General features: G+C 59.6%; 15 protein-coding genes. 8 read left to right on the top strand and 7 right to left on the bottom strand.

What is annotated here, in order from left to right:
- Window positions 1-35: 35 nt before the first annotated feature.
- From THTE_RS01145 to scpB, 6 genes are all read left to right on the top strand, one after another.
- A complete protein-coding gene (locus tag THTE_RS01145; RefSeq protein ID WP_237260177.1) occupies window positions 36-986 on the top strand; it encodes a type II secretion system protein in 951 nt (316 codons plus the stop codon).
- Window positions 983-2,143 carry a prepilin-type N-terminal cleavage/methylation domain-containing protein gene (locus THTE_RS01140; RefSeq protein WP_095413702.1) on the top strand — a complete coding sequence of 387 codons (1,161 nt, stop codon included), beginning with the start codon at window positions 983-985 and terminating at the stop codon, window positions 2,141-2,143. Before THTE_RS01145 ends, THTE_RS01140 begins: the two co-directional genes overlap by 4 nt.
- Window positions 2,140-3,354: a pilus assembly FimT family protein gene (locus THTE_RS01135; RefSeq protein ID WP_095413701.1), complete on the top strand. Its 1,215-nt coding sequence runs from the start codon at window positions 2,140-2,142 to the stop codon at window positions 3,352-3,354. The genes THTE_RS01140 and THTE_RS01135 overlap by 4 nt, the downstream gene beginning before the upstream one ends.
- 1 nt (window position 3,355) lies before the next feature.
- The gene (locus THTE_RS01130; RefSeq protein ID WP_095413700.1) at window positions 3,356-4,597 is read left to right on the top strand and encodes a type IV pilus modification PilV family protein; all 1,242 of its coding nucleotides are present in this window, start codon (window positions 3,356-3,358) and stop codon (window positions 4,595-4,597) included.
- A gap of 187 nt (window positions 4,598-4,784) precedes the next feature.
- The gene (locus THTE_RS01125; RefSeq protein WP_095413699.1) at window positions 4,785-10,226 is read left to right on the top strand and encodes a hypothetical protein; all 5,442 of its coding nucleotides are present in this window, start codon (window positions 4,785-4,787) and stop codon (window positions 10,224-10,226) included.
- 43 nt (window positions 10,227-10,269) lie between these two features.
- Window positions 10,270-11,034 (top strand): SMC-Scp complex subunit ScpB, encoded by a 765-nt coding sequence (gene scpB, locus THTE_RS01120; RefSeq protein ID WP_157731590.1) that lies wholly within the window; start codon window positions 10,270-10,272, stop codon window positions 11,032-11,034.
- A gap of 33 nt (window positions 11,035-11,067) precedes the next feature.
- On the opposite strand, the gene THTE_RS01115 is transcribed toward scpB, so the two are convergent.
- The gene (locus THTE_RS01115; RefSeq protein ID WP_095413697.1) at window positions 11,068-11,922 is read right to left on the bottom strand and encodes a coiled-coil domain-containing protein; all 855 of its coding nucleotides are present in this window, start codon (window positions 11,920-11,922) and stop codon (window positions 11,068-11,070) included.
- A 484-nt stretch (window positions 11,923-12,406) separates the two neighbouring features.
- Here THTE_RS01115 and THTE_RS01110 point away from each other — a divergent pair, with 484 nt between their 5' ends.
- Entirely contained in the window at window positions 12,407-13,732 is a 1,326-nt protein-coding gene (locus tag THTE_RS01110; protein ID WP_095413696.1) for a Gfo/Idh/MocA family protein, read from the top strand.
- Between the two features lie 54 nt (window positions 13,733-13,786).
- Here the strand turns inward: THTE_RS01110 and THTE_RS01105 are convergent, their stop codons facing one another.
- The 5 genes from THTE_RS01105 to THTE_RS01085 all read right to left on the bottom strand — a co-directional run bounded on the left by THTE_RS01105 (window position 13,787) and on the right by THTE_RS01085 (window position 19,790).
- Entirely contained in the window at window positions 13,787-14,398 is a 612-nt protein-coding gene (locus THTE_RS01105; RefSeq protein ID WP_157731588.1) for a hypothetical protein, read from the bottom strand.
- Window positions 14,399-14,408: 10 nt separating this feature from the next.
- Window positions 14,409-16,100: a HEAT repeat domain-containing protein gene (locus THTE_RS01100; RefSeq protein WP_095413694.1), complete on the bottom strand. Its 1,692-nt coding sequence runs from the start codon at window positions 16,098-16,100 to the stop codon at window positions 14,409-14,411.
- A 612-nt stretch (window positions 16,101-16,712) separates the two neighbouring features.
- Complete coding sequence (locus THTE_RS17790) at window positions 16,713-16,886, bottom strand: hypothetical protein (protein ID WP_157731586.1); 174 nt, start codon at window positions 16,884-16,886, stop codon at window positions 16,713-16,715.
- 41 nt (window positions 16,887-16,927) lie between these two features.
- Window positions 16,928-19,234 carry a ferrous iron transport protein B gene (feoB, locus tag THTE_RS01090; RefSeq protein WP_095413692.1) on the bottom strand — a complete coding sequence of 769 codons (2,307 nt, stop codon included), beginning with the start codon at window positions 19,232-19,234 and terminating at the stop codon, window positions 16,928-16,930.
- 139 nt (window positions 19,235-19,373) lie between these two features.
- The gene (locus THTE_RS01085) at window positions 19,374-19,790 is read right to left on the bottom strand and encodes a FeoA family protein (RefSeq protein WP_095413691.1); all 417 of its coding nucleotides are present in this window, start codon (window positions 19,788-19,790) and stop codon (window positions 19,374-19,376) included.
- A gap of 881 nt (window positions 19,791-20,671) precedes the next feature.
- Here THTE_RS01085 and ffh point away from each other — a divergent pair.
- Window positions 20,672-22,150, top strand: coding sequence for a signal recognition particle protein (gene ffh / locus THTE_RS01080; RefSeq protein WP_095413690.1), 1,479 nt, complete (start codon window positions 20,672-20,674; stop codon window positions 22,148-22,150).
- 1,017 nt (window positions 22,151-23,167) lie between these two features.
- Here the strand turns inward: ffh and THTE_RS01075 are convergent.
- On the bottom strand, window positions 23,168-23,803 hold the full coding sequence (locus tag THTE_RS01075; protein ID WP_095413689.1) for a hypothetical protein: 636 nt from the start codon (window positions 23,801-23,803) through the stop codon (window positions 23,168-23,170).
- Window positions 23,804-23,905 lie beyond the last annotated feature (102 nt).

The following is a 23,905-nucleotide window of genomic DNA, read 5'->3' as shown; positions in this document are numbered from 1 at the left end:
TGGAGACGACAAAGGCACAACTCGGGAGATCGGTTATGAACGGTGTAGAAATGGTGAGGATCCCCCCTCGGCCGGAGCATCGGCGGAAAAACAGGGGTTTCACCCTGGTCGAGTTGCTCACGGTCATTGTGATCATCGGGATTTTGATAGCGCTCATTTCGGCGGCCACAATCACTGCCCGTGCCAGGGCCCGCGAGGCAGCCATCTACACCCAGATCAAACAACTGGAAACCGCCCTGATGGAGTACAAGAACCAGTTCGGTGAGTTTCCACCCGATTTTTCCGGCCCCAACCGTAATCTGGATATTGAGCGCCACATCCGCCGGCGGTGGCCGAGATTCAGGGTGGATCCCTCCGTCATCAATTCGCCCACCCCGCTGTACGACACGCTGAAGCTCCGGCTCGCCAGCGAGTACAACATCGACCTGGACGCTCTTGACGCCCGAAGCGCCCTCGTCTTCTGGCTGGGGGGTTTGCCCGATATCAAGCCGGGCGACCCCTTCCTGCAACCGGGCAGCGTCTACAAGCCAGTAGGATTCCACGCGGATGAGGCCAATCCTGTTCAGCGCGGCGAGCCGCGAACAGGCAGCCTCTTCGAATTCGATCCAACGAAAATCGCCTGGACGGGATCACCCATTTCCGTCATGACCTACGTTCCTGACACCCGCATCGTCTCCGATTCCAACCAGCCGCCGAGTGTAGTCTATTTCCGCTCGGAGCGAGCCCCCGACGGCACCCGGACATATGCAACCAAAGTCAATCTTATCCCTCTTGGCTGCGTACCCTATCGGGTAAGCACCAGCGAAAACTGGCGGAATCCGGATTCGTTCCAACTCATCCATCCAGGGCTGGATGGGGATTACGGCGATCCGCGGCAGCCTGATCCAACCACCTGGCCAATCAGCGACAACGGGGTCAACTTCACCAAGGGCGACTACGATAACATCACGAATTTCGCCACCCGGCTGGAGAATGAAATCAAATGATGGGGAAGACGTACACTAACCCAATCCGGTCTCTCCTCGGGCGAAGGCGACGGTCCTTCACGCTGGCCGAGCTGATCGTCACCATCGTGATCATCACCATCCTGATGGGAATCACCTGGGGAGCGATTCTGCGGGTGCGGCAGCAGGGTCGCGTGGCGAAAACCAAGGCCACCATCGCCAAAATCAACCAGATCATCATGGAGCGCTACGACTCGTACCGCACCCGCCGGGTTCCCATCGACACCCGCGGTTTGCCTCCTCTGGTGGCGGCCAGATTTCGCCTCTGGGCGATTCGTTGCATCATGGCCTGGGAGATGCCGGATCAATGGGATGAGATTGATCCGAGCACAGGAGTTGTTTCATCCTACACCTTGGAGATCGAGGAAAATTCCCAAACGTACGTCCGCACAATCAGGGCGCCTGCGTTATGGGACACGTACAGACGTTTTCTCGCCCGTCTGAATGCGCAGGGAGTCGCGCAGAAAATCCATTCAGGGCAACTATCGCCCATGGAAGCCAATCGTTATGGCAGATTGCTTAATGCGGTGTTACTGTACATGATCGTGTGCGCGTCGGATCCTCAGAACCGTGAGCTTTTTGCGGACAGTGAAATAGCGTGGTTACCGTTTCCCGGTTTGGATCAACACGGGCAGGATATTACTGTTAAGCTTCCGGTCTTCGTGGATGGATGGGGAAATCCGATCTATTTCATCCGATGTCCCGTTGGATTCCCCGATTCGGACATTCAGGTCGCCGACCCGGAAAATCATCACGACGCTTTCGATCCTCTTCGAGTTGATCCGAATGCTTACGCTACGTTTCCGCTCGTTGTTTCGCCCGGGCCTGATGGAGCCATCGGACTGTCTTTTGGGTCACGTGCCGGGTATGACGCATTTGGCAATAAGGACTTTAGTGCCAATTACTATTCTCTTGCAGTTTCACGGCAATGGAAAGCTCGTGTGCTGCCTATTGAGCAACTGGCTGCGCTCGGACCCGCCTTTCGCCAGTACGACTGGTTCAACTTGAATACTATTCCCGGCGGGAACCTGTCAGGGGCGCCATACAGGGCCACGCCGCTGGATGACCAAGAGGCAGAGCACTACCCCAATGGGCATTTCGACAACATCCACAACCACCGTGCGGAGACCATGCCATGACCGGCTGGTGGGCGAGGGTTTTTATGCACAAAAAGCCGATTCCCGACGAGCGACGCGGTGTGACGCTCATCGAACTGCTCGTCGTGATCACGATTTTGCTGATTCTCCTTGCGGTGATGGTGCCGCGACTGCGGCCGATGATGGAGCAGCGGCGAATTCGTGAGGCATCGCGAACGGTTTCGGCGTTCTTTTATGCCGCCCGCAATCGCGCGATGGAGATCGGTCGGCCGGTCGGTGTGTCCATCGAACGTTTGAAAATCCAACCCGAAGCCGCCGTGACTCTGCGGATGGTAGAAGAACCACCGGCCTACGCGGGAGATGTGATCGGTGCCCGGGCCATTGTCCGGCGGCTGGGGACCAGCCCGCTCTTTCAGGTCCGTCTCAACACAGCCGAGGTCGCAAGCATGCTTACCCAGACGCTTCCGGTGGCGGTGGGAGACGTCATCACGTTCGAGTCCCAGGGAGTGCGTTATCGGATTGTAGGACTGGATCTGAATGGAGATGGTAACCCCGACGCGGATCCCGATAATCTCATCGGTGATCCCAACTTCCCGGTTCAGAGCACGCCATTCGCCGTGCTTCTGGTGAAACTCGAGGACGTGGCGGACACACCCTGGCCGGTGACGAACAATCCCTCGGCCCCGTTCCCGCCGGAAAACCCTGCCAACGGGATTGGTTCGCGTCCGGTGACATTCCAGATTTATCGCCGCCCCGAATCGACCGCGGCGGCCCCTGTGCGATTGCCGACAGGAACGGTGATTGATCTTTATTCCTCGGGAACCGACAGCATGGCCCTGATGGGAAACCCCAGCGGTTTCGTCCCCGTGGACCACAACCCGAGCACTCCCGAAATTGAGGACCCAACACCCGTCATCGTGCTCTTTGCCCCGGATGGTCGTGTCCAGCGCGTGTTCTATCAGAACACACAATCCGCGGTCACAGAGCCGATCTATCTCCTCGTCGGTCGCTGGGAGCGGATGCCTGCCATGGCAAGCAGTCCACCAACTCAGCGAGGGCCTTCCCTCGCTGAGGACGGCCTCTACAACTGGCAGGACATGACGAATTACTGGCTGGTGGTCAATCCCAACACCGGCCTGGCCGTCACGGCCCCGGTGAGCGGCACCACGCTGGTCAATAACGTCAAGGTTCCCAACGATCTGTACACTGCTCGCAATGATGCCCGACAGATGAAAGGCGTGGGAGGACGCTGAGGTGATTCATCCTGGGACAACCCTGATGCAAACGGTAACCCGCCCGAGGTTATCCCCTGCCGGGAAGCGGGGCGGTTTCAGTTTGCTGGAAGTCCTCATCGCCATGTTCATCCTTACCGTGGGGATGCTGGGGATTGCCGCCGTGGTGGTGATCGGCAATATGTCGGCGATGCGGGCGCTGATTGCAGATCGGACGGCGACCGTCGGGCGTAACGCCCTTGCCGAAGTCCGGGTTCGCGAATGGCTGGACCCGGTGCGCTGGCTTACCGTTCAAGGTGCACCGGTCGTCTCCAGTCGGGACCAGCCCCTCCCGCTCGGCGAGGCCTTCTGCATCGACCCCCTGTACATCGCCCAAATCAACAACCAGCAGGGAGCTGTGCCGAACGCCCGATCCGCAGACCTGGGGCGATTCCCCTACAATCCGCCCGGTACCGCTGTGAGCATGGTGCGGATCAGCGTCAACATTGCGGCCAATCCGGCACTGCCGGCGAACATCCAAGCGATCCTTATGAACCCTCAGATCTGGCAGCGTCTTGTGGTGGGAGAAGACGACCTGGTGTTCGATCCCAGCCGCCTCTCCCGCCCACGGTTGCTGTTCCGAACGGACACAGGGGCGGCGGTCCCGCTGCCCACGTTGCCAGGTGACACCGCGTCCGGCAACCCGCTCTACGCCGATTACCAGGGAATGTACTCCTGGATGGTCACGGTGGTGCCTCAGGTGCCGAGAATCCCGTCCGGGACACAAAAGTATCTTGTCTCTGCCGTGGTGTTCCGCGATCGGAGTTTCCTGTGGCGCGATGATCCCACAGCAGAAGTCCCTGGAGAGCGAGTGGCCACGGCAAATTTCCTGGGCGGGGGCGACCTGCGGCTCTCCATTCCCGCAAGCCTTGTCACGGATGCCGCTCAGGCCGAGGAATACCTGAAGATCCCCGAAGGCCAGTACATTCTGCTGGCCGGGCGTGCCGTCATCAGCAACAATCCGCCGCTGATGCAGAACGTGTTTCTGTGGTACCGCGTGGTGGCTGCGGGAGATGTGATCAATCAGAACCAGAATTACTTCCGAGAAGTCACCGTGGCCGGACCGGACTGGAACATCGCTTGGTGTCTTCGCACCAATAACGATACCGATGGGGATGGCGTGCCTGTGGAAACTCAGGCCGTGCTGTGCACCAACGTGTACGGCGTGTACACCGAAGTGATCGATCCTGAGGTGCTGAGCCGCTCGTCGTTCCCGGCTCGATGAAGCGTCCCGGCGGGTGGGTCCCCGTCGAGATGACCGGACGACATCGGTCAGAATACCTGGAAAACGTGCACAGCAGCACGGGCACGTCAAACGGCGAACCCATCCCGGATGTTTGAACGATAGCACGACAGCGATCCCGGTCGCCCAGGGCAGGTGGACCGGATAGCAACATTTGAGGTACATGAACATGAGGATCCAGGCAAAATCGACCCCACGAAAAGGCGTTGTCCTGCTCTTGACGCTGGCGATCCTCTCGGTGTTTGGGCTGATTGTGCTGGCGTATGTGGTCCTGACGGGACACACCCGGCGGGGAGCGGAGGCCGCCAAACGCTTCCAGGAGCAGTACGATCCGCCCGACCAGACGGTCATGCAGGTGGCATTGGAAGTGATCCGCGGCTCCAATAACCCCCACTCCTCCATCTGGTGTCACAGCCTTCTGGAGGACGTTTACGGAGAGAAATGGGTGGCGGGAGCGATCCCGCCCTTCTCCCCGCCGGCTCCTCCCACCCTTGTTCCCGTGGCTGGCGGACAGATCTGGGGTTTTCCCCCCAATTTCCCGAATCCCGAACGATGGGTCGGTTGTCCGCTCACCTTCCTCACGCCTCCAGTAGCGGGGATCACGACGCGAATCGTGGACTACGATGCCGTAAACAATCGGTTTCTCGTGGTGGCCCCCGAGAGCGTTTCCCTTGCCGCCGTCCAGAACAAACTGCAAAGTGGCCAGGCCATCAATTACCTCATCGATGGTCGGGCGTTCTCGGGCACGGGGGTGGGATTTAATAACACGGATCGGCTGGCCGCCACTGATCCCCAGGGAATGCCGTACGCACTGACACCGAATGCCGCGGTGAGAGAGTTTCTCCTGCAATATGCCGGACCTGATGGCGTGCCCGGCACCGCAGACGATGGACTGCTTTCTGCCAACGAAGATTACGATGCGGCCGACTACCAGAATATGTTTCTGGCAATGGTGCTGCCGCATCCTGCCACCGGAGAGACGCTTGTGCCGGAGCCCTCGTTCCACCGGGTGTCGCTCATCGCCTACTGGTTCAACCAGGCGATCAACGGCAACATCATCAACTGGGGCTCGATCAGCGATCCGGCCGTGCGGTTCAATTACCTTCTGCGTCCAGAAACAATCCCCGACCCCCAGGTGAGGCGTCAAGTGGCCCTGTTCGAGCGGAAATTCATTCTCCGGCCCCTTCGCGTGTTCCACCCCAATTTCGACGGTAGTAATCCGACCTACCAGCCGGGATTCGACGACACCAACAACGACGGTCAACCGGATTCTCTCTTGAGCATCAATCCCAACTCGTGGCGCTGGGATGTGGATAATGACGGGGACGGGACACCCGACAGTATCTGGGTGGACCTGGGTCTGCCTGTCCGTCAACTGCCCGATGGAAGGCGTTATAAGCCCCTGGCGGCCATCCTCTGCGTGGACCTGGACGGCCGACTGAATCTCAACGCCCATGGCTCGCTGGTCCAGGCCGACCCGCGGTATTATCAGCAGGACACGCTCAACGTTGACGGCGCTCCGCTGGGAGCAAACTGGATCCTCGCAGCGGGTGCGGACACCAACGGCGACGCGTTCCCGGATGGCGAAAATCCTAGCGTGCTGTTTCCTAATCCCGCCCTAGCGCCTAACGCACTACGGCACTGGTTCCGTGGCCTTGGCTTTGGCCCGGCGGAGATCAACCTCGGGCCGCTTTTCGAATTGCTCACCAATAGTGGCGGCTCCCCCGGGCCCTGGCAGAACCTCTACGATATGCTGCTTGTGGGAAGGACCGATCCGCTCCTGGGCCCCATTATGGGCCGTTATGGAGAGCGAACCCGTCTAGTGTCCCCACCGCCTCTTCCGGCAGCAGGACTGGCCGGACAACCCGACGCACTGCTGGCCAACAAATTATTTACCTATCCAATCGACTGGCGGACCACACTTCCTCAGCCGTTCGGTCCAGGCAATCCCACGATCTACGGCAGTCCTCCTGACATGATGGGCGCCCTGTGTGTCGGTCTTGATCTGCGCGGCCGACCGATTTATGTACAGCCGCAGAACCTCTGGACGGCGGCCGTCACGGACAACCCCTACAAGGTCAAACTGACTCGCCGTGGGGGAAAGGGCCTCATTCAATCCGGCCAACAGGATGCGGTAGATGCCCCGTTCACACCGGCCGAACTGGAAGCGATCCTGCGCCCCTTCGACCGCGACAGCTGGGATCTCCCGCAGCGACTCCGCAAGCTCATTCCCGACTTGGTACGTGTGCGGCACATGATCACGACGGAGAGCTGGGACCTCCCGGTCGCCGCCGTTGCCGGAAGTTATCGCTGGCGCCAGCAACTGGGAAACCAGCTCCTTCAGAGCATCGTTCAGCGGTTCAATCTGACCGCACCGCAGGACCTGTGGGTGCTTTTCCCGCCGGACGTCCTGGCCGGTTTGCGACTCAACATTAATCGGCCGCTGGGTGATGGTCTTGATAACAACAATAACGGTGTCGTCGATGAACCTGGCGAGGCCCTCTCCGGTCAGGATCAATGGGCCTATCGCACGGCCACTGGTACGACCAGCGCAATCCCCTTTGATTACGACGGCGATGGTCTCCCCGGGGCCACCGAAGATCCCCATCAGGCCCTGGCCAGGCATCTTTATGTCCTCATGATGTCGGTGGCTGATTTGAATTTCCTCGATACTGTCACCGGCAGCCGTCTGAACACCGCCCGGATGATCGCCCAGTGGGCCGTCAATACGGTTGATTTCCGCGATCGCGATTCGATCATGACGCGCTTCGTCTTCGACGAGAATCCCTTCGACGGCTGGAACCCCACTCCCGACCCGCAGCATACGGTGTGGGGCTGTGAACGGCCCGAACTCCTCATCACCGAGACGCTCGCCTTCCATGACCGGCGAACGGAGGACCTGTCGGCCTACGGTTATGCCTATCCACCGAACACCAACGATCCCAAAGAGGAAGATTATCCAAGCCAGGGGCAAGGGATTAGAGACCTGGATCAGCGTTATCGACCACAGGGTTCCCTCTTCGTTGAGTTGTACAACCCCTGGTTTGAAAATGAACCGAGCGCCGGTGAATTTGACGATCCCACCAAGACTCAGCCGGAACCCCGGCCAGGGGTCGATCTGGCGAAATTGAATCCTGCCGGGCAGCCGATCTGGCGAATCATCGTCACTCGGGCGGAAGCCGATCCCGATCAACCGGGTCTGGCCAAAGACCCCGATAATCCTGATCCTGCCAAACGCCCGCAGATTGAACGGGCTGTTTACTTCGTCCCGCGTCCAGCCAATGGCTTCCCCGAAGAGGCCAACATTCCGGTCAGCTATTATCCCAGCAATACGTACGCCGGGGAGATCGACAAGATCCTGCCCGGCCGCTATGCGGTCATCGGTCCGGCCGGCCAACCTGATGGTGACATCACGTACATCGGCTTCCAACTTGATCAGGGTGATCCAAATACCGATCGTTACATCCGCATCTTGAGAAACCAGGTGATCGTCGATAAGAACCTCGACACCCTGCCGACGGGAATCAACCCTCCTGTGGGCATTCGCATCGATCGCGGTTATGTGACAATCGGCACTCTGGCCGGCGACAAGGAAATGCGGCTGAGCGTCTCCGAACCCGCGACCGGCTACGATGAGCTGGAAGCCACACAAACCGACGAGGCCGGTCAAGCCATCAAGTACAATCCTGCCACCGGGCGGTACGAGAATCCTCCGGGATCGCCCCAGGTTATCGACAAGCCCCTCGATGCCCAGCGGACGGACCTCCAAGCCGACGAAGACTGGGACCACCTCTTCGGGCATAACACAACGCGGACACGGTTTCGCATCATTCACCTGCAGCGGCTGGCCGACCCCACGCAGCCCTATGATCCGATTCTCAACCCGTACCGGACGGTGGATTCCGCCCCGGTGGATCTGACCTGCTTCAACAGCCGAACCAATAAGGAAGACTTCACCGCCGATGGCCAGGCCCAGATCAGCCATACCGATCCCATCATGTTCCACACGCGGCAGCGTGGCGAGCGAAACGATGATCCGCCTGCCCTGGACAACAGCAATAACGCGGTTATCCAGGACACCTACCACGACGTCATTCTTTGGAAACAGGAACCGCTCGACAAACCGGTGCAGAATGACGGGGCCACGGTGCCTGTGGGGATCTTCAACCGCAGACTCAAGCATACGCTGGGTTACCTGAGTGAACCTTTCGGCGCACCACGGCAAGGCCCGGTGCCGTATAACGGTGATCCACAGCGTCCCTTCCCGTGGCTCACGTGGCTGAACCGGCCGTACACCAGCGCGACAGAACTTCTCCTGGTACCGGCATTGCCCAGTTCGCGATTGCTCGCTTACGATGCCAACAATTACTACAAGTACTACCGCGTGCCCCTCACCGATCCGACAGCGAGTGAACCAGAACCCAACCCGTACGAGCCCGATCGATCTGATCAACCGGACCAGTATTTTGAGCCGAACAAAGTCGAACCCTATCCCCACCTGACCAATTACTTCTGGTCTGTTGGTGCGGGAGCGGGCAACAGTCCGACGGCCCCTGAGTTCCACCGCGTTCTGGAATTTGTGCGGGTGCCGTCCCCGTTTGTGGATACGGAACTGCAGTTGAATCCAGAGACCGCGCAGCGCATCTCGCCTCCGGCCCCGCCGGGTTCCCCGCCGCACCGTTTCACTCCGCCCAACCACATGATTTCGTACTTCCGTGAGCCGGGTCGAATCAACTTGAACACCATCTATGCGCCCCAGGTTTGGGCGGGGCTGATGAACCGACCCGAGCTTATCCTCAATCCACCTGCCAACTGGTTTGACACCACCAATCCCTATGTGGCACTGTGGCACGAATTTCTGGACAGCCGTCGGGGATTCTATGTGCCGCCCAATCAGGGCTTCCCCAGCCTGCCCCCCACGGTGCCCAATACCCCGCCCCTCCTGCCTGACTCGTACACCCGACTTCTGGTGAACAATCCAGACTATCCAACGCGGTTTGGCAATCCCTTCCGCAGCTTCGGTGGGTTCAGTAACGTCCCGCCCACAAGCCCGGTTAATCCCACCAACCCCACTCTTCAGGACGTTATCGGCCGGGAGGTCAACGCCACCCTGCTGCGTGAAAAGGTCGTCCCAAATCCCAACACGGGACAGATGGAGTTTACCCACGTGCCCCTTTTCCAGGCACCCAGTACCAATCCGCAGAATCCCTCGCAAAATCATGAATACGAGTACTGCGACATCAATCGCAACCCCTTCTTCCGCTATCGAGACCTCATGCGACTCGGCAACCTTGTGACCACGCGATCCAATGTGTATGCCATTTGGGTAACCATCGGTTACTTCGAAGTGCAACCGGTGGCTGAGGTCATGCAACCGGATCCACAGACACCGGGCAACTTCCTGGTGAATGGTGTGAGCCTGTCCCCGCAGGAGATCCTCGACATCTATCCTGACGGTTACATGCTAGGTCAGGAGCTGGGCAGTGACACCGGGGACATCAAACGGCATCGCGGGTTCTTCCTCTTTGACCGTTCGATCCCGGTCGGTTTCCGCCGGGGCTACGACCTCAACGTCGATCAGGGGCTGTTGATCAAGCGAATTATCGAATAGCAGACCGCACCCTGATGGGCTGCAAGGGAAAGGAGGCCGATTGGTGGTGGCACAGGCGGGCGATTTTCATCCTCCCTCCGACGAATCCCTTCCGGAAGAAGCGGTGACGCTGGAGGACCTCGCTCGGGCGTTCGCCGAGGCCACCGGCCAGCCTCTGAGCAACCAATCTCCATCTGCCGAAGCTGGTCCTCCTCATACCGAATCCGCGTCCACGCCTTCCGACGACCAATCGGTCGGCGCACCGGCCCCGTCCTCCATTCCGGTCAATCCCAAAAGCATTCTGGAAGCCCTCCTTTTCGTGGGCCATCCGCGTAACGAGCCGCTGTCCCCCGCCCAGGCCGCTGAAATCATGCGCGGTGTCCGCCCCGATGAGATCGCACGCCTTGTTTCTGAGCTCAATGCCCAGTACGAGGCGAGTGGTCGGCCCTATCGAATCGTCTTCGAGCAGAGCGGTTACCGAATGAAGCTTCTGCCAGAGTTCGACGGCCTGCGGGAGGGTTTTTTCTGCAAAGTTCGGCAGGTCCGACTTTCTCAGCAAGCCCTGGAAGTTCTGGCGATCGTGGCCTATCGTCAGCCAATCACCGTGAAAGAGGTGAACCGGCTGCGGGGAAAACCGAGCGGAGCGATCCTCGCGCAGCTTGTCCGGCGGGATCTCATTTCCGTCACCTATCCCGACGGCGATGCCCGAAAAAGCACCGCGCAGTACCGCACCACGCAGCGGTTTCTGGAGCTTTTCAAACTGCAGAGCCTGGAAGACTTGCCGCAACTTGGAGAGGCCGACTGGTCAGGCGGGGAAAGCCGTGAATGACCGTCGTCTGCCGCACCCTCCCGCGACGACGCGTCACCCCTCTTTTCCGCGACGGTGATCAAACTCCTTGCGAAGCTGCTCAAATTGTGCGGAAAGGGAATCCAGAAAGGCGTCGCCGGTCCCTGTTAAACGGGCCTCCAGCGGTTCGTAGGGAATGACCCGTGGTGTCGTGGACTCGTGTTCATCGTGTCCCTCCGGCACGGGCTCCAGGTGACGGTCGAGCAGCAGTTCGATGAGGCGACGGAACTGACGGATCTCACCGGCCCAGCGGTTTCGTTCTTCAAGAAGCTGACGCCGCTGATCGGCCAGCATCTCCAGCCACTCCATCGCGCGATGCCGGAGGACGTTGACCTCTGCCTCCAAAAGCTCTTTCTGACGCTCGGCCTCGGCCAGTTGGTTTTCAAGATCTTCCGCTCTCTGCTGCCAGTGAACCAGTTCCTGCCGCGAGACTGTTTGTTCGGAGGAGGACGTGGTGGTCACCGGTTGTAGGGAAGCGCGGAGCTCGCCGATCAACTCGCGGAGCCTGGCAAGTTCCTTGTCGCGGTCCTCGGACTGGGCGAGACGCCGCTGCCACTCTTCCTCCCGCGCCTGCAATTCCCGGGCACGGCGATCGACTTCGGCCGCCCGACTTTCAATCTGCTCCCGCAGACGCGCAAGTTGCTCCTCTGTTTCCCGGTGACGTGCCAGCGCCGCCGCAAGTTCTTGCTCCCGGCGAACCAGTGCCGATTCGCGGTCCCGCAGCTCTGCGTCGCACGCCGCCTGGATTTTCAGCCAGTCCTCGACCGCTGTCCCCAGTTCTCGAAAGGCGTCCTCCAGGACGGTTTGGAGCTCCCGCTGGCCGGCGAGCATTTCGTTGAGCCAGCGGTCCACCGCCTCGCGGGGCTCCATGCTGCCAGGGGTGTGCCGAGGGGATTCCATGGGAAATCGGACGTTGTTTTACAGGTGGCGAAACCGCTTGAGGGAATTGGACGCCATCTGTTCTGGCCTTCAGGATGGCCACAATGGACAGAACTGTGTGACTACCCGGTCGCTGCAACCTCCCGTTGGAAAAGACCTTTCGGCCGAATTGTTGCTAACCCTCAGCTTTCTCTCAGGCGCAGTCCTAACGGGTCGCGCTCAAAATGCCACGGCAAACCCGGCAAATTGAAGGGATCATATTCGCATCGAACATGCGGGATCCGCGTGCGGGTTTTTGGTTCCCCATAAATTCGAGGACCGCACCACTCGCTATGAGTAATCTAGGTCACAAAAGATGGCACGGCAAATGCGGGCCGTTTGATTTTCTCCCGTGGGAGTGTTAAAACTACCAGCACATCCTGTGCTGTGCCAGCCTTATGACCCACCGTTTCCAACATGTTGAGGAGGCGTACCCATGAACGAGTTTCCCACCCTGGGCAAACACGACACGCGGCGGAATTTTCTGAAGAAGGGCTCGCTTGCCACGGGTTTGGTTTTGTTATCGCAGCACATACCGGCGGTTCATGCCGCGGGGAGCGATGTGATCAAGATTGCCCTCTCCGGATGCGGCGGCCGAGGAACAGGCGCGGCGGCGGACGCGATGTCGAACAAAGTGGGCGTCCAGGTGCGGCTGATCGCCCTCCATGACGCCTTTCCCGAACGCCTGGAAGCGAGCTATCAGGCCCTCAAAGGCCGGTTCGGCGATCGGGTCGATGTCCCACCCGAGCGCCGCTTCACCGACCTGGACGGCTATCAAAAGCTCATGGAAACCGATGCCGACATCGTCCTTCTGTGCAGTCCGCCGGGATTTCGGCCGATGCATTACGAGGCCGCCGTTAAGGCCGGAAAACATGTGTTCATGGAAAAGCCCCTGGCGGTGGATGCCCCGGGAGTCCGCCGCATCATCGCCACCAACGAAGAAGCCAAGAAAAAAGGTCTCCGCGTGGCAGTGGGACACCACCTCCGACACGAAATCAAACACAAGGAAATGATCCGCCGTATCTGGGATGGCGAAATCGGACGCATCAAGTACATGCGGGCCTACTTCAACTCCAGCGGTGTCTGGGTGCGCCCACGCAAACCAGGGCAGACCGAGATGCAGTACCAGGTCAACAACTGGTACTACTTCACCTGGCTCTCCGGTGACCACATCGTGGAACAGCATGTCCATGATCTGGACGTCCTCAACTGGATGATGGGCAACAAGCATCCAGTCTCGGCGCAGGGGATGGGCGGCCGCCAGTTCCGAATCGGGAAAGATTACGGCGAAATCTACGATCATCACGCCGTCGAATTCACCTATGAAGACGGCACCCGCGCCTACAGTTACTGCCGCCACATTCCCGGCTGCTGGGACAGCTTCTCCGAGCACGCTCACGGCACGAAGGGTTACGTCAGTATTGAAGGCCACGGCCACGCCATCATCCACGTGGAAGGCAAGGAACCTGTGAGAGTGGAGCGCGGGCCAGATGGACATCAATTGGAATGGGACGACTTTCTCGCCGCATTTCAAGCGGGACAGCCCTACAACGAAGTGGATCACACCGTCCTGGGAACCATGACCGCCATCCTGGGGCGCATGGCGACGTACTCCGGCCAGATCGTCACCTGGGACGAGGCGATCAATTCAAAGGTGGATCTGTCACCGTCCGGCTACACGTGGGACAGCGTGCCCCAACCCAAACCAGGGCCAGATGGGATCTATCCCTGCGCGATGCCTGGCCAGACGAAAGCCTTTTAACATCGTCCCTGGATTGCCGCGCGTCCTGCGGGAGCTGGACCTGCACCTGCGCGCTCAGTTTCCCTCAGTCCTCGGCGGTGGTTCCGCGCTGCCCGGGCTGGCCTGGGCAAGAGTTCGCGCCGTCGGGGTAAGCCGCCCAAAACACCGCTCGTAGAGCGCCGTCCACGGGGAACCATCCCGACCACCAGCGGCCAGGGTCATAAAATCGACACGGTCCTCCCACAGTTCGGGTTCACAGAAAATTCGGGCGGGAGGATGGATTTTTTCCCGCCGAATCCAACCCCACAACTCCCAAATCTCGCGCCATCGCAATCGGTGAACCCAGCAAAGTTCCAGAAAGAGGAGCCAGCGGCTGGTGTAGGGGCGGCGACTGCGAAACCGCTCCACCATCCACACGGCAACACCCAGCACGGCAACCAACGCCAGAGCTCCCAGGATGTACCATCTCCAATGGCTTGTGGGCAGCACCTCTCCCGTTTGCCGCCGCTGGAACTCCCGCCGCAGGAATTCCAGGGGGGCCGTCCGTTGACCCCACGCAGCGGGTTCAAACACCCAGAGTGCGCAAAGAAGCGCTAAAACGCCATGCCACAGGAGAGCAGCACAGCGCCGCATCACGCTATTCAGGCGGCAAATTCTCGATGACAAGAGTTTGTGCTTCCACAACATGGTGACCACCCTATGGACTGGGAGCGTTCTCCGGGGCAACTCTGGCGGCATCCATTGAGGAGGGAGCTGTCGCCGTGGGTTGAGAAGGGGAGGGTTTTTCCGTTTCCTTGGCAGACCGCTCTGCCGATTCCTGTCGCTGTCGCCGCAGCTCCAGGCTCCGCTGAGCGATTGCCCGAACCACCGCATTGGGGTCCTCTAGGGCATCCACCAGGGCTTGGTAACTCCAAACGGAGTCGCTTTGGGCGAGGGCAGCCGCTGCCTCCGCCCGCACGGCGTGGTCCTCGTCTTTCAGCAGCGGGATGATCGCAGACTCCACCCGCGGCACCAAATTGAGTTCCTGGGCGACAGAAAGCGCCCGCAACCGCCGCAACCGGAACGGCGAAAGCAACTCCGCCCTCAACAGGAGCGAGGTTCGGCCGTCCACCCGCTTCACCAGCATCCCCGTGTTCTGCCGAATATCGGCAGGCAGAAGGTCCCAGACCTGAAGAAATCGCGAGAAGCTGAATTCGCGGAGACATTTTCGGGCGGCCTTCCTAACGGCAGGGTGCGGACTTTCCAGAAGCCGAATGATGTGCGGCAAAGCCCCCACCACCCCGCGCTGGCGCAACTGAGGCAGAATGGCCGCCTGCACCAGCGGATCGGGATCTGACATCGCCCGCAATGCCAGTTCATTGGCCTCGGCACCGTGGAAATCCGCCAGCGCCTCGGCCGCGGCGCGACGTGCCCCTGGCAGGCCCTCGGTCAAAACCTTGCCAACAACGCGAAGGGCCTCCTGTCGCGACACTCCAGAATGGACGACTATTTCCACCAGCGCACTCTGCTCCGTTTCGTCAAGAATTGGCAGCAAGCCCTCCAGGTTTTCCAGCAACTTCAAAGACCGCAAAGACTTCAGGTGCCGTCGAACTGTGGCGGGCAAAGGTCTGCTTACCGTGTGGAGCCAATGGCGGAGGAACGGCAGATCTGCCCGCCGCGAAATAATCCGCAATACTTCCTGGGGGGCGTCCGGCTGGTTGAGAAAATCGCACAGCACTTTCAGCGTTGCCGAGGACGTGTCGGTCGTCAGCAGATGCAGTAACACACCCCGCGCGGCATGGCCCGGCTGCCGAATGATTTCCAAAAACAGGCGAGAATAGCCCGTCGAAAGCAAGAGCAAACTCTCCAGGATTTCGGGGGCTTCATGCTTGGCATAGCGATCCGCCGCAATATTGAGAGCCCGACGAACCTGCTCGGCGGTCCGCATGATGTGCGTTGCTTCATTCCCCGCCGGCGAGGTTTCCACCAGCGTCCCCAGTTTGCGGCACAGGGCGTGAAGTGTGCTGGCAAGTGCATCCCGTGGCTCCACCTTGCGGTTTTCGAGCAGATGAGCGAGTAGCGGGACGAAGTCAAATTGATCTGTATCCACGAGAAACTGGCAGACTTCTCGCCGCCGATTGGGATCTCCGTGAACCAGTTGGTCGCGGAGGAATTCCTGGAAAGCGCTGGGAAGCGTCTTGAAACAATCCCGCCAGCCGTCGTCGGTGCGGTCGATCTCCTGGAGCACCACGAGGTGGGCGTCTTTCTCGGGCCTGCGCATCAGGGCCAGCAGAGCCGCCCGGCGGATCCCCAGGGTTTCGGACTTCAGTGCGCGAAGGAGGAGCTCAACCGCCGCGCGGTTTCCAGTCGTTCCCAGCCAATCAAAAGTTTTTTCCCACGGAGGATGCATTCGGCTTCAGGCAGACCTCGGGCCAGTTCCGCTGGTTGGTTTGTGTCCCTCCCCCGTGCGGGAAGGCGATCCAAAAGAGTTTAGAACATCCTGCCTGCCCATGCTGCTTCATTGGCCTTGTTCCGCGAAAAGGAAAGGCTCGCCGCCTCCGCAAATTCCGTACAGATCACACATCCGCCAGCCGGCTCTCGCACCAGGCGGACGCGACAGGCAGGTTCCTCCGAAAGGTCGGAGGAACACGCTTGTCGTGCCCGAGGCAAGGAAATGGATGATCCAACGTCGAAAAACGGACCCGACAAGCGGGTCCCTCCGGAAAAGGTCCCTCCGAGATCGTAGGGGCAATTCATGAATTGCCCCTACCGTTTAACCCGCAACCGAACTGAGCCGTCGGGGCTTGATTGGTCAAGCGGATGATCCAAGCTTGGGAACCGGACCTGACAAGCAGGTCCCTCCGAATGACGTTCCTTCGGAACGGAGGGGCACGCTTGTCGTGCCCGGTGCAAGGGAATAGATGATCCAACGTCGAAAAACGGAGACAGGCGGGTCCCTCCGAATGGGAGAAGCAACCAAAGAGGCTTCGCTGGCATCGAAGACAAGCTCGCTTCAGCGCGCTCAGCGCTGGATCTCGCTCAGCATCGGGCAGTGGCTGCAACCGCTGCACCCCACTGAATGGCCACCTTCGCCGCGGCGGAAATACCAAATGACATACACAGCCGCCACGACGACCGTCAGCCAGGCCGCCACGTCCTGCCACATGATGTTCAGATGAGTACCCAACTCGCTCACAATTCGGGACCTCCACCGCAAAGGAGGATGCCGCAAATTTGTCAGGCTCCACCTGTTAAAATTCTACTGGCCAATTGATATGTGACAAGTGCTCCGAGATAGGCCAGCGTGGTCATGTAGGCAAATGTGAAAACCGGCCAGCGCCAGCTATTCGTTTCCCGGCGGATAACCGCCAAAGTGGCAGCACACTGGGCACACAAAGCGTAAAAGACCATCAGGGACAGGGCCACAGGGATATTGAATACCGGCTCATTGCTTCCCTCCCGAGTAGCGGAGCGCAGCCGAGCATGGAGTTCCTGGCTGGACGTGACATCGTCCGAGGAAATATCTCCCAAATTAAACATCACCCCCAAAGTCGCAACCACCACTTCCCTGGCGGGAAACGAGGCCAGAACCGCCGTCCCAATTCGCCAGTCCCAACCCAACGGACGGAAGATCGGCTCAATCGCCCGTCCCATTCGTCCCAGGATGCTATTGCGCTGGTAGGCTGCCGCGATTTCCGCACCGACTTGATCGAGTTCCTTCTCCCAGGCCTCACGTTGTGGTGATTCCGGGGGAAGCGTCTCGATCAAGACCCGCAATTCAGCCTGGCGGTTGAGCAGATTCCTATCGATACTTGCGGAATCATGCGGGTAATACAGCGCTGCCCAAACCAGCACCGAAATCGCCGCGATGATCGTCCCGGCATTGCGCAGGAAGACGACCACCCGCTCCCATACCCGCAAAATAACCGTCCGCGGAGACGGCCATTTATAGCTGGGAAGTTCGATCACGAAGGTGGGCGACCGACCGCGGAAGATTGTTCGCTTAAGGAGCAGAGCCACTGTCACCGCAGTCGCCACCCCCAGCACGTACAGGCTCGCCAGAACCAGCCCCTGCAAACCCACGACACCACCCAGATATCGATAATCCGGAATAAAGACGGCTATCAACAGGGCATACACCGGCAATCGAGCAGAACACGTCAAAAGCGGCGTGACGAGAATCGTCGTCAGGCGGTCGCGCTCGTTATCGATGGTCCGCGTGGCCATGATGCCGGGCACCGCACATGCAAAGCTGGAAAGCATTGGGATGAACGATTTGCCGCTCAGGCCGATGCGGGACATGAAACGGTCCATGAGTACCGCCGCCCGCGCCACGTAACCGCAATCCTCCAGGATGGCAATAAAGATAAACAGGATCGCAATTTGAGGGATGAAGGTGAGCACCGCTCCCACCCCACTGATGACCCCGTCCACCAGCAGATCCCGGAAAGCCCCCGGCTGGAGCTGCGATCTTACCAGAGCAGCGCAGCTTTGCACCCCGAAATCAATGACCCGATTGAACGGCTCTGCCAGCCGAAACACCGCCTGGAACATGAGCAGCATGACGGCGGCAAAAATCATCAGCCCCCAAACACGATGGGTGAGCACGGCGTCCAGGCGGTCCGTCAACGTTATGCGGGGCTGCTCCGGTGCTTTGACGACTCCCTCAAGCAATTGACGGACCCATTCATAGCGGAAATGCGTCTCGTCTTCCGGAACGGCGAAGCCCGCCTGTTCCAACCGCTGCTGCGATTCAACCAAAAGTTTCAGCACATCCGGATGCTTGCCATCCAAGACATTCTGACGGAGAAATCCGCCCGCGTCCAAAAGGAGCCGCTCCAGCCAGAACCGGAGAATGGCGGGACTGCGATGAGAGTGTGACGCCCGACTGTCTTCACTGGCTGGCTCGAAAATTCGGGCAAGCAGGCCACGACTCTCCAAATCTTCGAAGATCCGTTCAATCTCCAACTGGACTTCCCGGGGAAGCGGTGACCGCGGAGACGGCGGTATTCCCTTCTCAATCAATCCGTGAAGGACCTGCCGAACCCGTCCCACGCCGATTCCGCGATGAGCTTGAACAGGAACCACCGGCACACCAAGGCGGCGGCTCAACTCCTCCACGTCGATCTGAATGCCCTGGCGTTCCGCTACGTCGACCATCGTCAGGGCCACCACCATGGGCAACCCCAACTCCAAAAGCTGGCTTACCAGGTAAAGATTGCGCTCCAGATTGGAGGCATCCACCACGCAGACAATTACGTCGACGGGCTCCACGCCCGGCTCTCGGCCAAGCAACACATTGACCGCCACCAATTCATCCCGAGAGCGGGGAGAAAGACTGTAGAGGCCGGGAAGATCGATAACCTCGAATGTTTGATTTTGGAACTCGAATCGGCCAGTCCGCTTTTCCACCGTCACGCCGGGATAGTTCCCCACCCGTTGGTACACCCCAACCAGCGCGCTGAAAAGCGTGGATTTTCCCGTGTTGGGATTCCCGACCAGGGCAACCGAAACACACTTTTTGGGTGCGGTCACGCGTGTCATGGCAGGCCAACCGGCCTCGAGCAGACTTCGCAGGGATTTCTCGGTTAGATTTTTTCGCCACGGGCATCAAATCGCAAACACGCTACACCCATGGAGAGACAGGCATGCCGCGGCTTCCCGCCGGCATCGGGTCGGAAGGTCAGCGCGTCTGCGATTCTCCGGCCGTGCCGGCCGAAGAATTCTCGGGAGTTGCCTTCGGAGCCGTTGCAACCGATTCCATCTGCGAGGATGGATCCGATCCCCACCCGTGGCGATGCCGGTGAGGATGCCCGTGATGTCCCGGCAATGCTTCCACGAGGATTCGCACGTCGTCGTCCATGCGAACGCCCAGCTTACTCCCTCCCAGCCACACGATACACGGATTTCCCGGCCGAAAAACACGCACCACCGTCCCCGGCCGAAGCCCCAACTCCTGCAAGCGATGAACTACCTCCGGAGGCCCGTCCAAGGCTGTAATGCGCGCGGACTGCCCGGCCTGCAAGTCAGCCAGCAATGTCTCACCAGCCTGGGCAACATCCCCCCAAAATTTTCCTCTCCTCCACGCAAATCCAATCATGGCGGCCTCGTGATTCACTTGTTGCCACGGGAGACGGCTTAAAAATTGCGGTTCCGCAACACGGCAAACGCCGATATCCGACTCAAATCAAGCCCGCCGCAATCATTCCAGCAATTCAGCACCCCATTACCGTTAATGTCTCAATAAAGTCTAGTTGTTGAGATTAATTCTCATTTACCCTGCCATTATCTTACGCTGGAATACAGGCCTAATCAAGCGTTGTCGGGCGAGAATCTCTGATTGCGCCCCCAGTCGATACCCTGTCAGTAGGGACCATTCGTGATGGTCCCATCAGAGCAGGCAAAAAAGGCCGTATCACCCTGCGATCCATTGGCGATTCATGAATCGCCACTCCCCGCTCCGCAGGGACCTGCTTGCCAACTCCGCCACTTCACGGCGACTCGCGCGGCACAATGCTATTCGTTTGGATTCATGTCGGGGGCAATTCACAAATCACCCCCACTGATCTTCGACTGAACTTACGGTTAGCGGGCACGACAGGCGGGCCCCTCCAATTTCTCTGTCAGGTCCGCGATCCAACCTTGGACAATCCCAATTTGGTTCGCTCTCGCACAACGGGGAGAATCCAGCATGTAAAAGTGGCGGATTCAAAGGTTCCGATGAAAGTCACGCGTGACAGCCATTTTGCCAATTGTCAGCCTGGCCCTGCCCCGAGTATGATGAGCTTAAACTGAGAATGTGCGCGGTTGACGCGGTGGGACCATCCCAAACCGGGGCACCCGGGGTGGTCGTGTCGCGCAGCGAAGGAATCCCCTAGACCTGAAGGGCGATCGACCGCTTTCACCCCGTCGGGCCGCATCACTCGAGCAGGGTTTTCTCCATCTGTTTTTTGAGGGGCACACTGGTGAGGATTCGGGTTTATGTTTGAAAAACTCCAGGCTGGTCTGTACGAAGCGATCCGCACCCTGGCCGGTCAGGGCAAGCTCACGGAGTCCAACATGCGGGAAGGGCTGCGCCTTGTTCAGCAGGCCCTTCTCGAAGCCGACGTGAGCCTGCCGGTCGTCAAGGCCTTCATCGAAAAAGTTTCGCAGGAGGCCCTGGGCGAGCGGGTCATGCGGTCCCTGCGTCCCACCCAGCAACTCCTCACCATTGTTTATGAACAGCTTGTTGCCCTGATGGGCCCCGTGGACCACGACCTTCATCTCAAGCCCTCGGGGTCCACGATTATGTTGTGCGGTCTTCAGGGATCTGGGAAGACGACCACGGCGGCCAAGCTGGGACGTTACCTCCAGCAACGGGGTTACAAACCGATGCTGGTGGCGGCCGACCTCCAGCGCCCCGCCGCTATCGAACAACTTCAGATTCTTGGCGAAAAAATCGGTGCGCCGGTGTACGTCGAAAAAGGCGCCACCGATCCTCTCGTGGTCTGCCGCAACGCCCTCCGACAGATGCCCGCCCTCGGAGCAAACGTGGCCATTCTGGATACCGCCGGCCGACTGCACGTGGATCAGGCCCTCATGAATCAACTGGCTGCCATCGACCGCCTCATCCAGCCGGACCAGGTCTATCTGGTTGTGGACGCCATGACGGGCCAGGACGCCGTGAACAGCGCCCGGGCGTTCCACGAAGCCCTCACGCTCAACGGTGTCATCCTCACCAAACTGGATGGCGACGCGCGAGGTGGCGCCGCCCTTTCTGTGAAATACGTCACCGGGGTCCCAATCAAATTCATCGGAACAGGCGAAGGGACCGACGCCCTCGAGGAGTTCCATCCCGAACGGATTGCCAGCCGAATCCTCGGCCAGGGCGATTTGATGACGCTCATCGAACAGGCCCGGCAGAAAATCGATCAGGAAGAAGCCCTCCGGCAGCAGGAACGGCTGCAAAAAGGGGAATTCACTCTCGAAGATTTTCGTCGCCTGTTGGAGCAAACCACCCGACTGGGGCCACTCAACCAGGTGATTCAGCTCGTGCCGGGCATGTCCCAGTTGCTCCAAGACATGGGCGATGAGGTGGACACGGACCGCGCTTTCCGCCGACTCTGCGGTATTATCGACTCCATGACTCCCGAAGAGCGACGCAAGCCGGAGATCATCGATCTCAGCCGCCGTCGCCGCATCGCTGCTGGGGCGGGTGTCAAACCCCAGGAGGTCGCCGAGCTCGTGCGCCTGTTTGAGCCGATCTCACAGATCATGCGGGAAATGGCCAGCCAGGGGCTCCGCGGTCGAATGCAGATGATGTACCAACTCATGACCCAGGCAGCGAAAGACCCCGGCGTCATCTTCCGCGGCGTGAAAGGCAGTACGGGGAAGCGGCTCCGTCCCGAAGAGAAGGCCAAGCTCCGCAAACTCCGCGAAAAAGAACTTAAGCGGCGCCGCAAGGAGAAACGCGGCCGATAACACTTTCGCGCAACGCCGCGCAGCTTCGCCCCAAGCGATTGCGCTGAGGTTCACGCAGTCTCCCAAAAGTTTCACCGGGCATGACAAGCGTGCCCCTCCGAGCCGAAGGAACCTCTTCCGGAGCGATCTGCTTGTCAGGTCCGCCGTGCAACGTTCGATCATCCATTCTCTTTCACCGGGGACTGAAGTCCCGCGCTCCATATGGAGTGCAGCGATTTATCGCCGCTTTTTGGTGAAGGCTTTAGCCTTCACCACCTTGGCGGTGAGTGTTGTTTTGCCGCAATCACGAAAGCTGCTCCCTGGTAGGGGGCAATTCATGAATTGCCCCTACCGACATTGACCGTTTCACTGTCACCGGGCAGCGCGCCAGTCCGGGGGAGAAAAAACGCGACAGCGCTTGCCGATGAGAATAAGACGGCCGGGGGCGCCTCAAGGGTGACTCAAAGCTGCCGACTCAGCGGGTTGGGCGGCAGGGTCAGCGCACGGACGAAGACGAGCTTGCCGTGCTACCGCCTAAACCCTGGTGTTTCCCTGAGGACAAACCGCGGTCAGCCTAGTTCAAAGGTGCATATCCTACGTGGGGAAGACTCGGCGAACCACATCCCAGATGCTCCAGGCTGACGCATCGGTGCCCCGCGGCCGTTCAATGTGCCAACACTGCTTTTTCTGTTAGATCGCCCTCTGCGTGCCCGAGCGGGAAGCCTCGTGCCTCTCACCCGAAGCCCCATTTCGCACCGACGACCGTGACGGTGTCCTGTCCCTGCGATCCTAACCGTGATCGCCAGTCCAGCTCCGTCTCGAATCAGGCAGGCAATGGCTCCGCGGCCAAAACGAAAAATCTGCTGATAGTGTACACGCCGGACGGCCCTTTGCAAGTCGGCCCAGCAAGAAATTTTTCTCGCTCACCCCCTCTCCGTGCATAGAGAGGCCATTCAATTCCGTACGACGCGATCAGGTTATGCGACCTTTCTGCGAAACCCGACTGGAGCAGCTTACTTACTTTCTCCTGTTTTAACCCTATTGGGGCCAACGCACGATGCGGAAGTCTTCAAACCGCATCCAGTGCTCTTCCTTTTCCGGCCCATGGTAACACTGGAGGCTGACCTCGTCATTGTTGGGTTGGGGAAGGGTCCCCTCGGCTGCGGTGAGGAATTCTTTCTCTCCCGCCGGGCGATACTGCGCGATCCAGTGGTCCCCTTTCACAATCAGCCGCAGGCGGATGGGCACGTTCTCCACCGGTTTACGTCCAGGAATGATGTAAATACCCCCGTCGATCCGTTCCTTAACGAGCTTGAAGACGGGTTTGCCGTCCACGTACCAGGTGATTCCCAGTTGTTCATACTGGACGGTCGGCGGCGTCAGATTGGAAACCGTCACTTCCACCGCGAACGCACCGGCCGAACGGTCCGGCGCCGGTCGGAGAAGCGCGTTTTTGACCGTGTTGGCATCGCCGGGCAGGGCACGGATTTCCAGGCCACCCTCCCGAATCCGCCATGCTCCTGGCTCCTCCCGAAGCCACTTCCATCCGTCAGCCAGCTTTCCTTCAAATCGATCTGCAAAGATCACGTCACCGCCTTCACCGCGGGCCACCTGCGTACCCGCCATTGCCATGAGGCCGGCTAAACCGAGGACACCAAACACCCAGGCGCGCATCGGATGAGCTCCTTTCGACAAACAGCAACACGCCCAGCAATCGTCGCCATCAATGAAGCAAGATCACAATCGCCACCTTATTTTGGCAACTGCCTGCCTTTA

Source organism: Thermogutta terrifontis (genome assembly GCF_002277955.1).
Lineage (GTDB): Bacteria > Planctomycetota > Planctomycetia > Pirellulales > Thermoguttaceae > Thermogutta > Thermogutta terrifontis.
This window is presented reverse-complemented; position numbering and strand designations above follow the sequence as displayed.

What these genes read in the sequence shown, in the direction of transcription:
- THTE_RS01145 (WP_237260177.1), top strand. Translation starts at nt 36, where the DNA reads ATGAACGGTGTAGAAATGGTGAGGATCCCCCCTCGGCCGGAGCATCGG.
- THTE_RS01140 (WP_095413702.1), top strand. Translation starts at nt 983, where the DNA reads ATGATGGGGAAGACGTACACTAACCCAATCCGGTCTCTCCTCGGGCGA.
- THTE_RS01135 (WP_095413701.1), top strand. Translation starts at nt 2,140, where the DNA reads ATGACCGGCTGGTGGGCGAGGGTTTTTATGCACAAAAAGCCGATTCCC.
- THTE_RS01125 (WP_095413699.1), top strand. Translation starts at nt 4,785, where the DNA reads ATGAGGATCCAGGCAAAATCGACCCCACGAAAAGGCGTTGTCCTGCTC.
- THTE_RS01115 (WP_095413697.1), bottom strand. Translation starts at nt 11,922, where the DNA reads ATGGAGCCCCGCGAGGCGGTGGACCGCTGGCTCAACGAAATGCTCGCC.
- THTE_RS01110 (WP_095413696.1), top strand. Translation starts at nt 12,407, where the DNA reads ATGAACGAGTTTCCCACCCTGGGCAAACACGACACGCGGCGGAATTTT.
- THTE_RS01105 (WP_157731588.1), bottom strand. Translation starts at nt 14,398, where the DNA reads ATGTTGTGGAAGCACAAACTCTTGTCATCGAGAATTTGCCGCCTGAAT.
- THTE_RS01100 (WP_095413694.1), bottom strand. Translation starts at nt 16,100, where the DNA reads ATGCATCCTCCGTGGGAAAAAACTTTTGATTGGCTGGGAACGACTGGA.
- feoB (WP_095413692.1), bottom strand. Translation starts at nt 19,234, where the DNA reads ATGACACGCGTGACCGCACCCAAAAAGTGTGTTTCGGTTGCCCTGGTC.
- THTE_RS01085 (WP_095413691.1), bottom strand. Translation starts at nt 19,790, where the DNA reads ATGATTGGATTTGCGTGGAGGAGAGGAAAATTTTGGGGGGATGTTGCC.
- ffh (WP_095413690.1), top strand. Translation starts at nt 20,672, where the DNA reads ATGTTTGAAAAACTCCAGGCTGGTCTGTACGAAGCGATCCGCACCCTG.
- THTE_RS01075 (WP_095413689.1), bottom strand. Translation starts at nt 23,803, where the DNA reads ATGCGCGCCTGGGTGTTTGGTGTCCTCGGTTTAGCCGGCCTCATGGCA.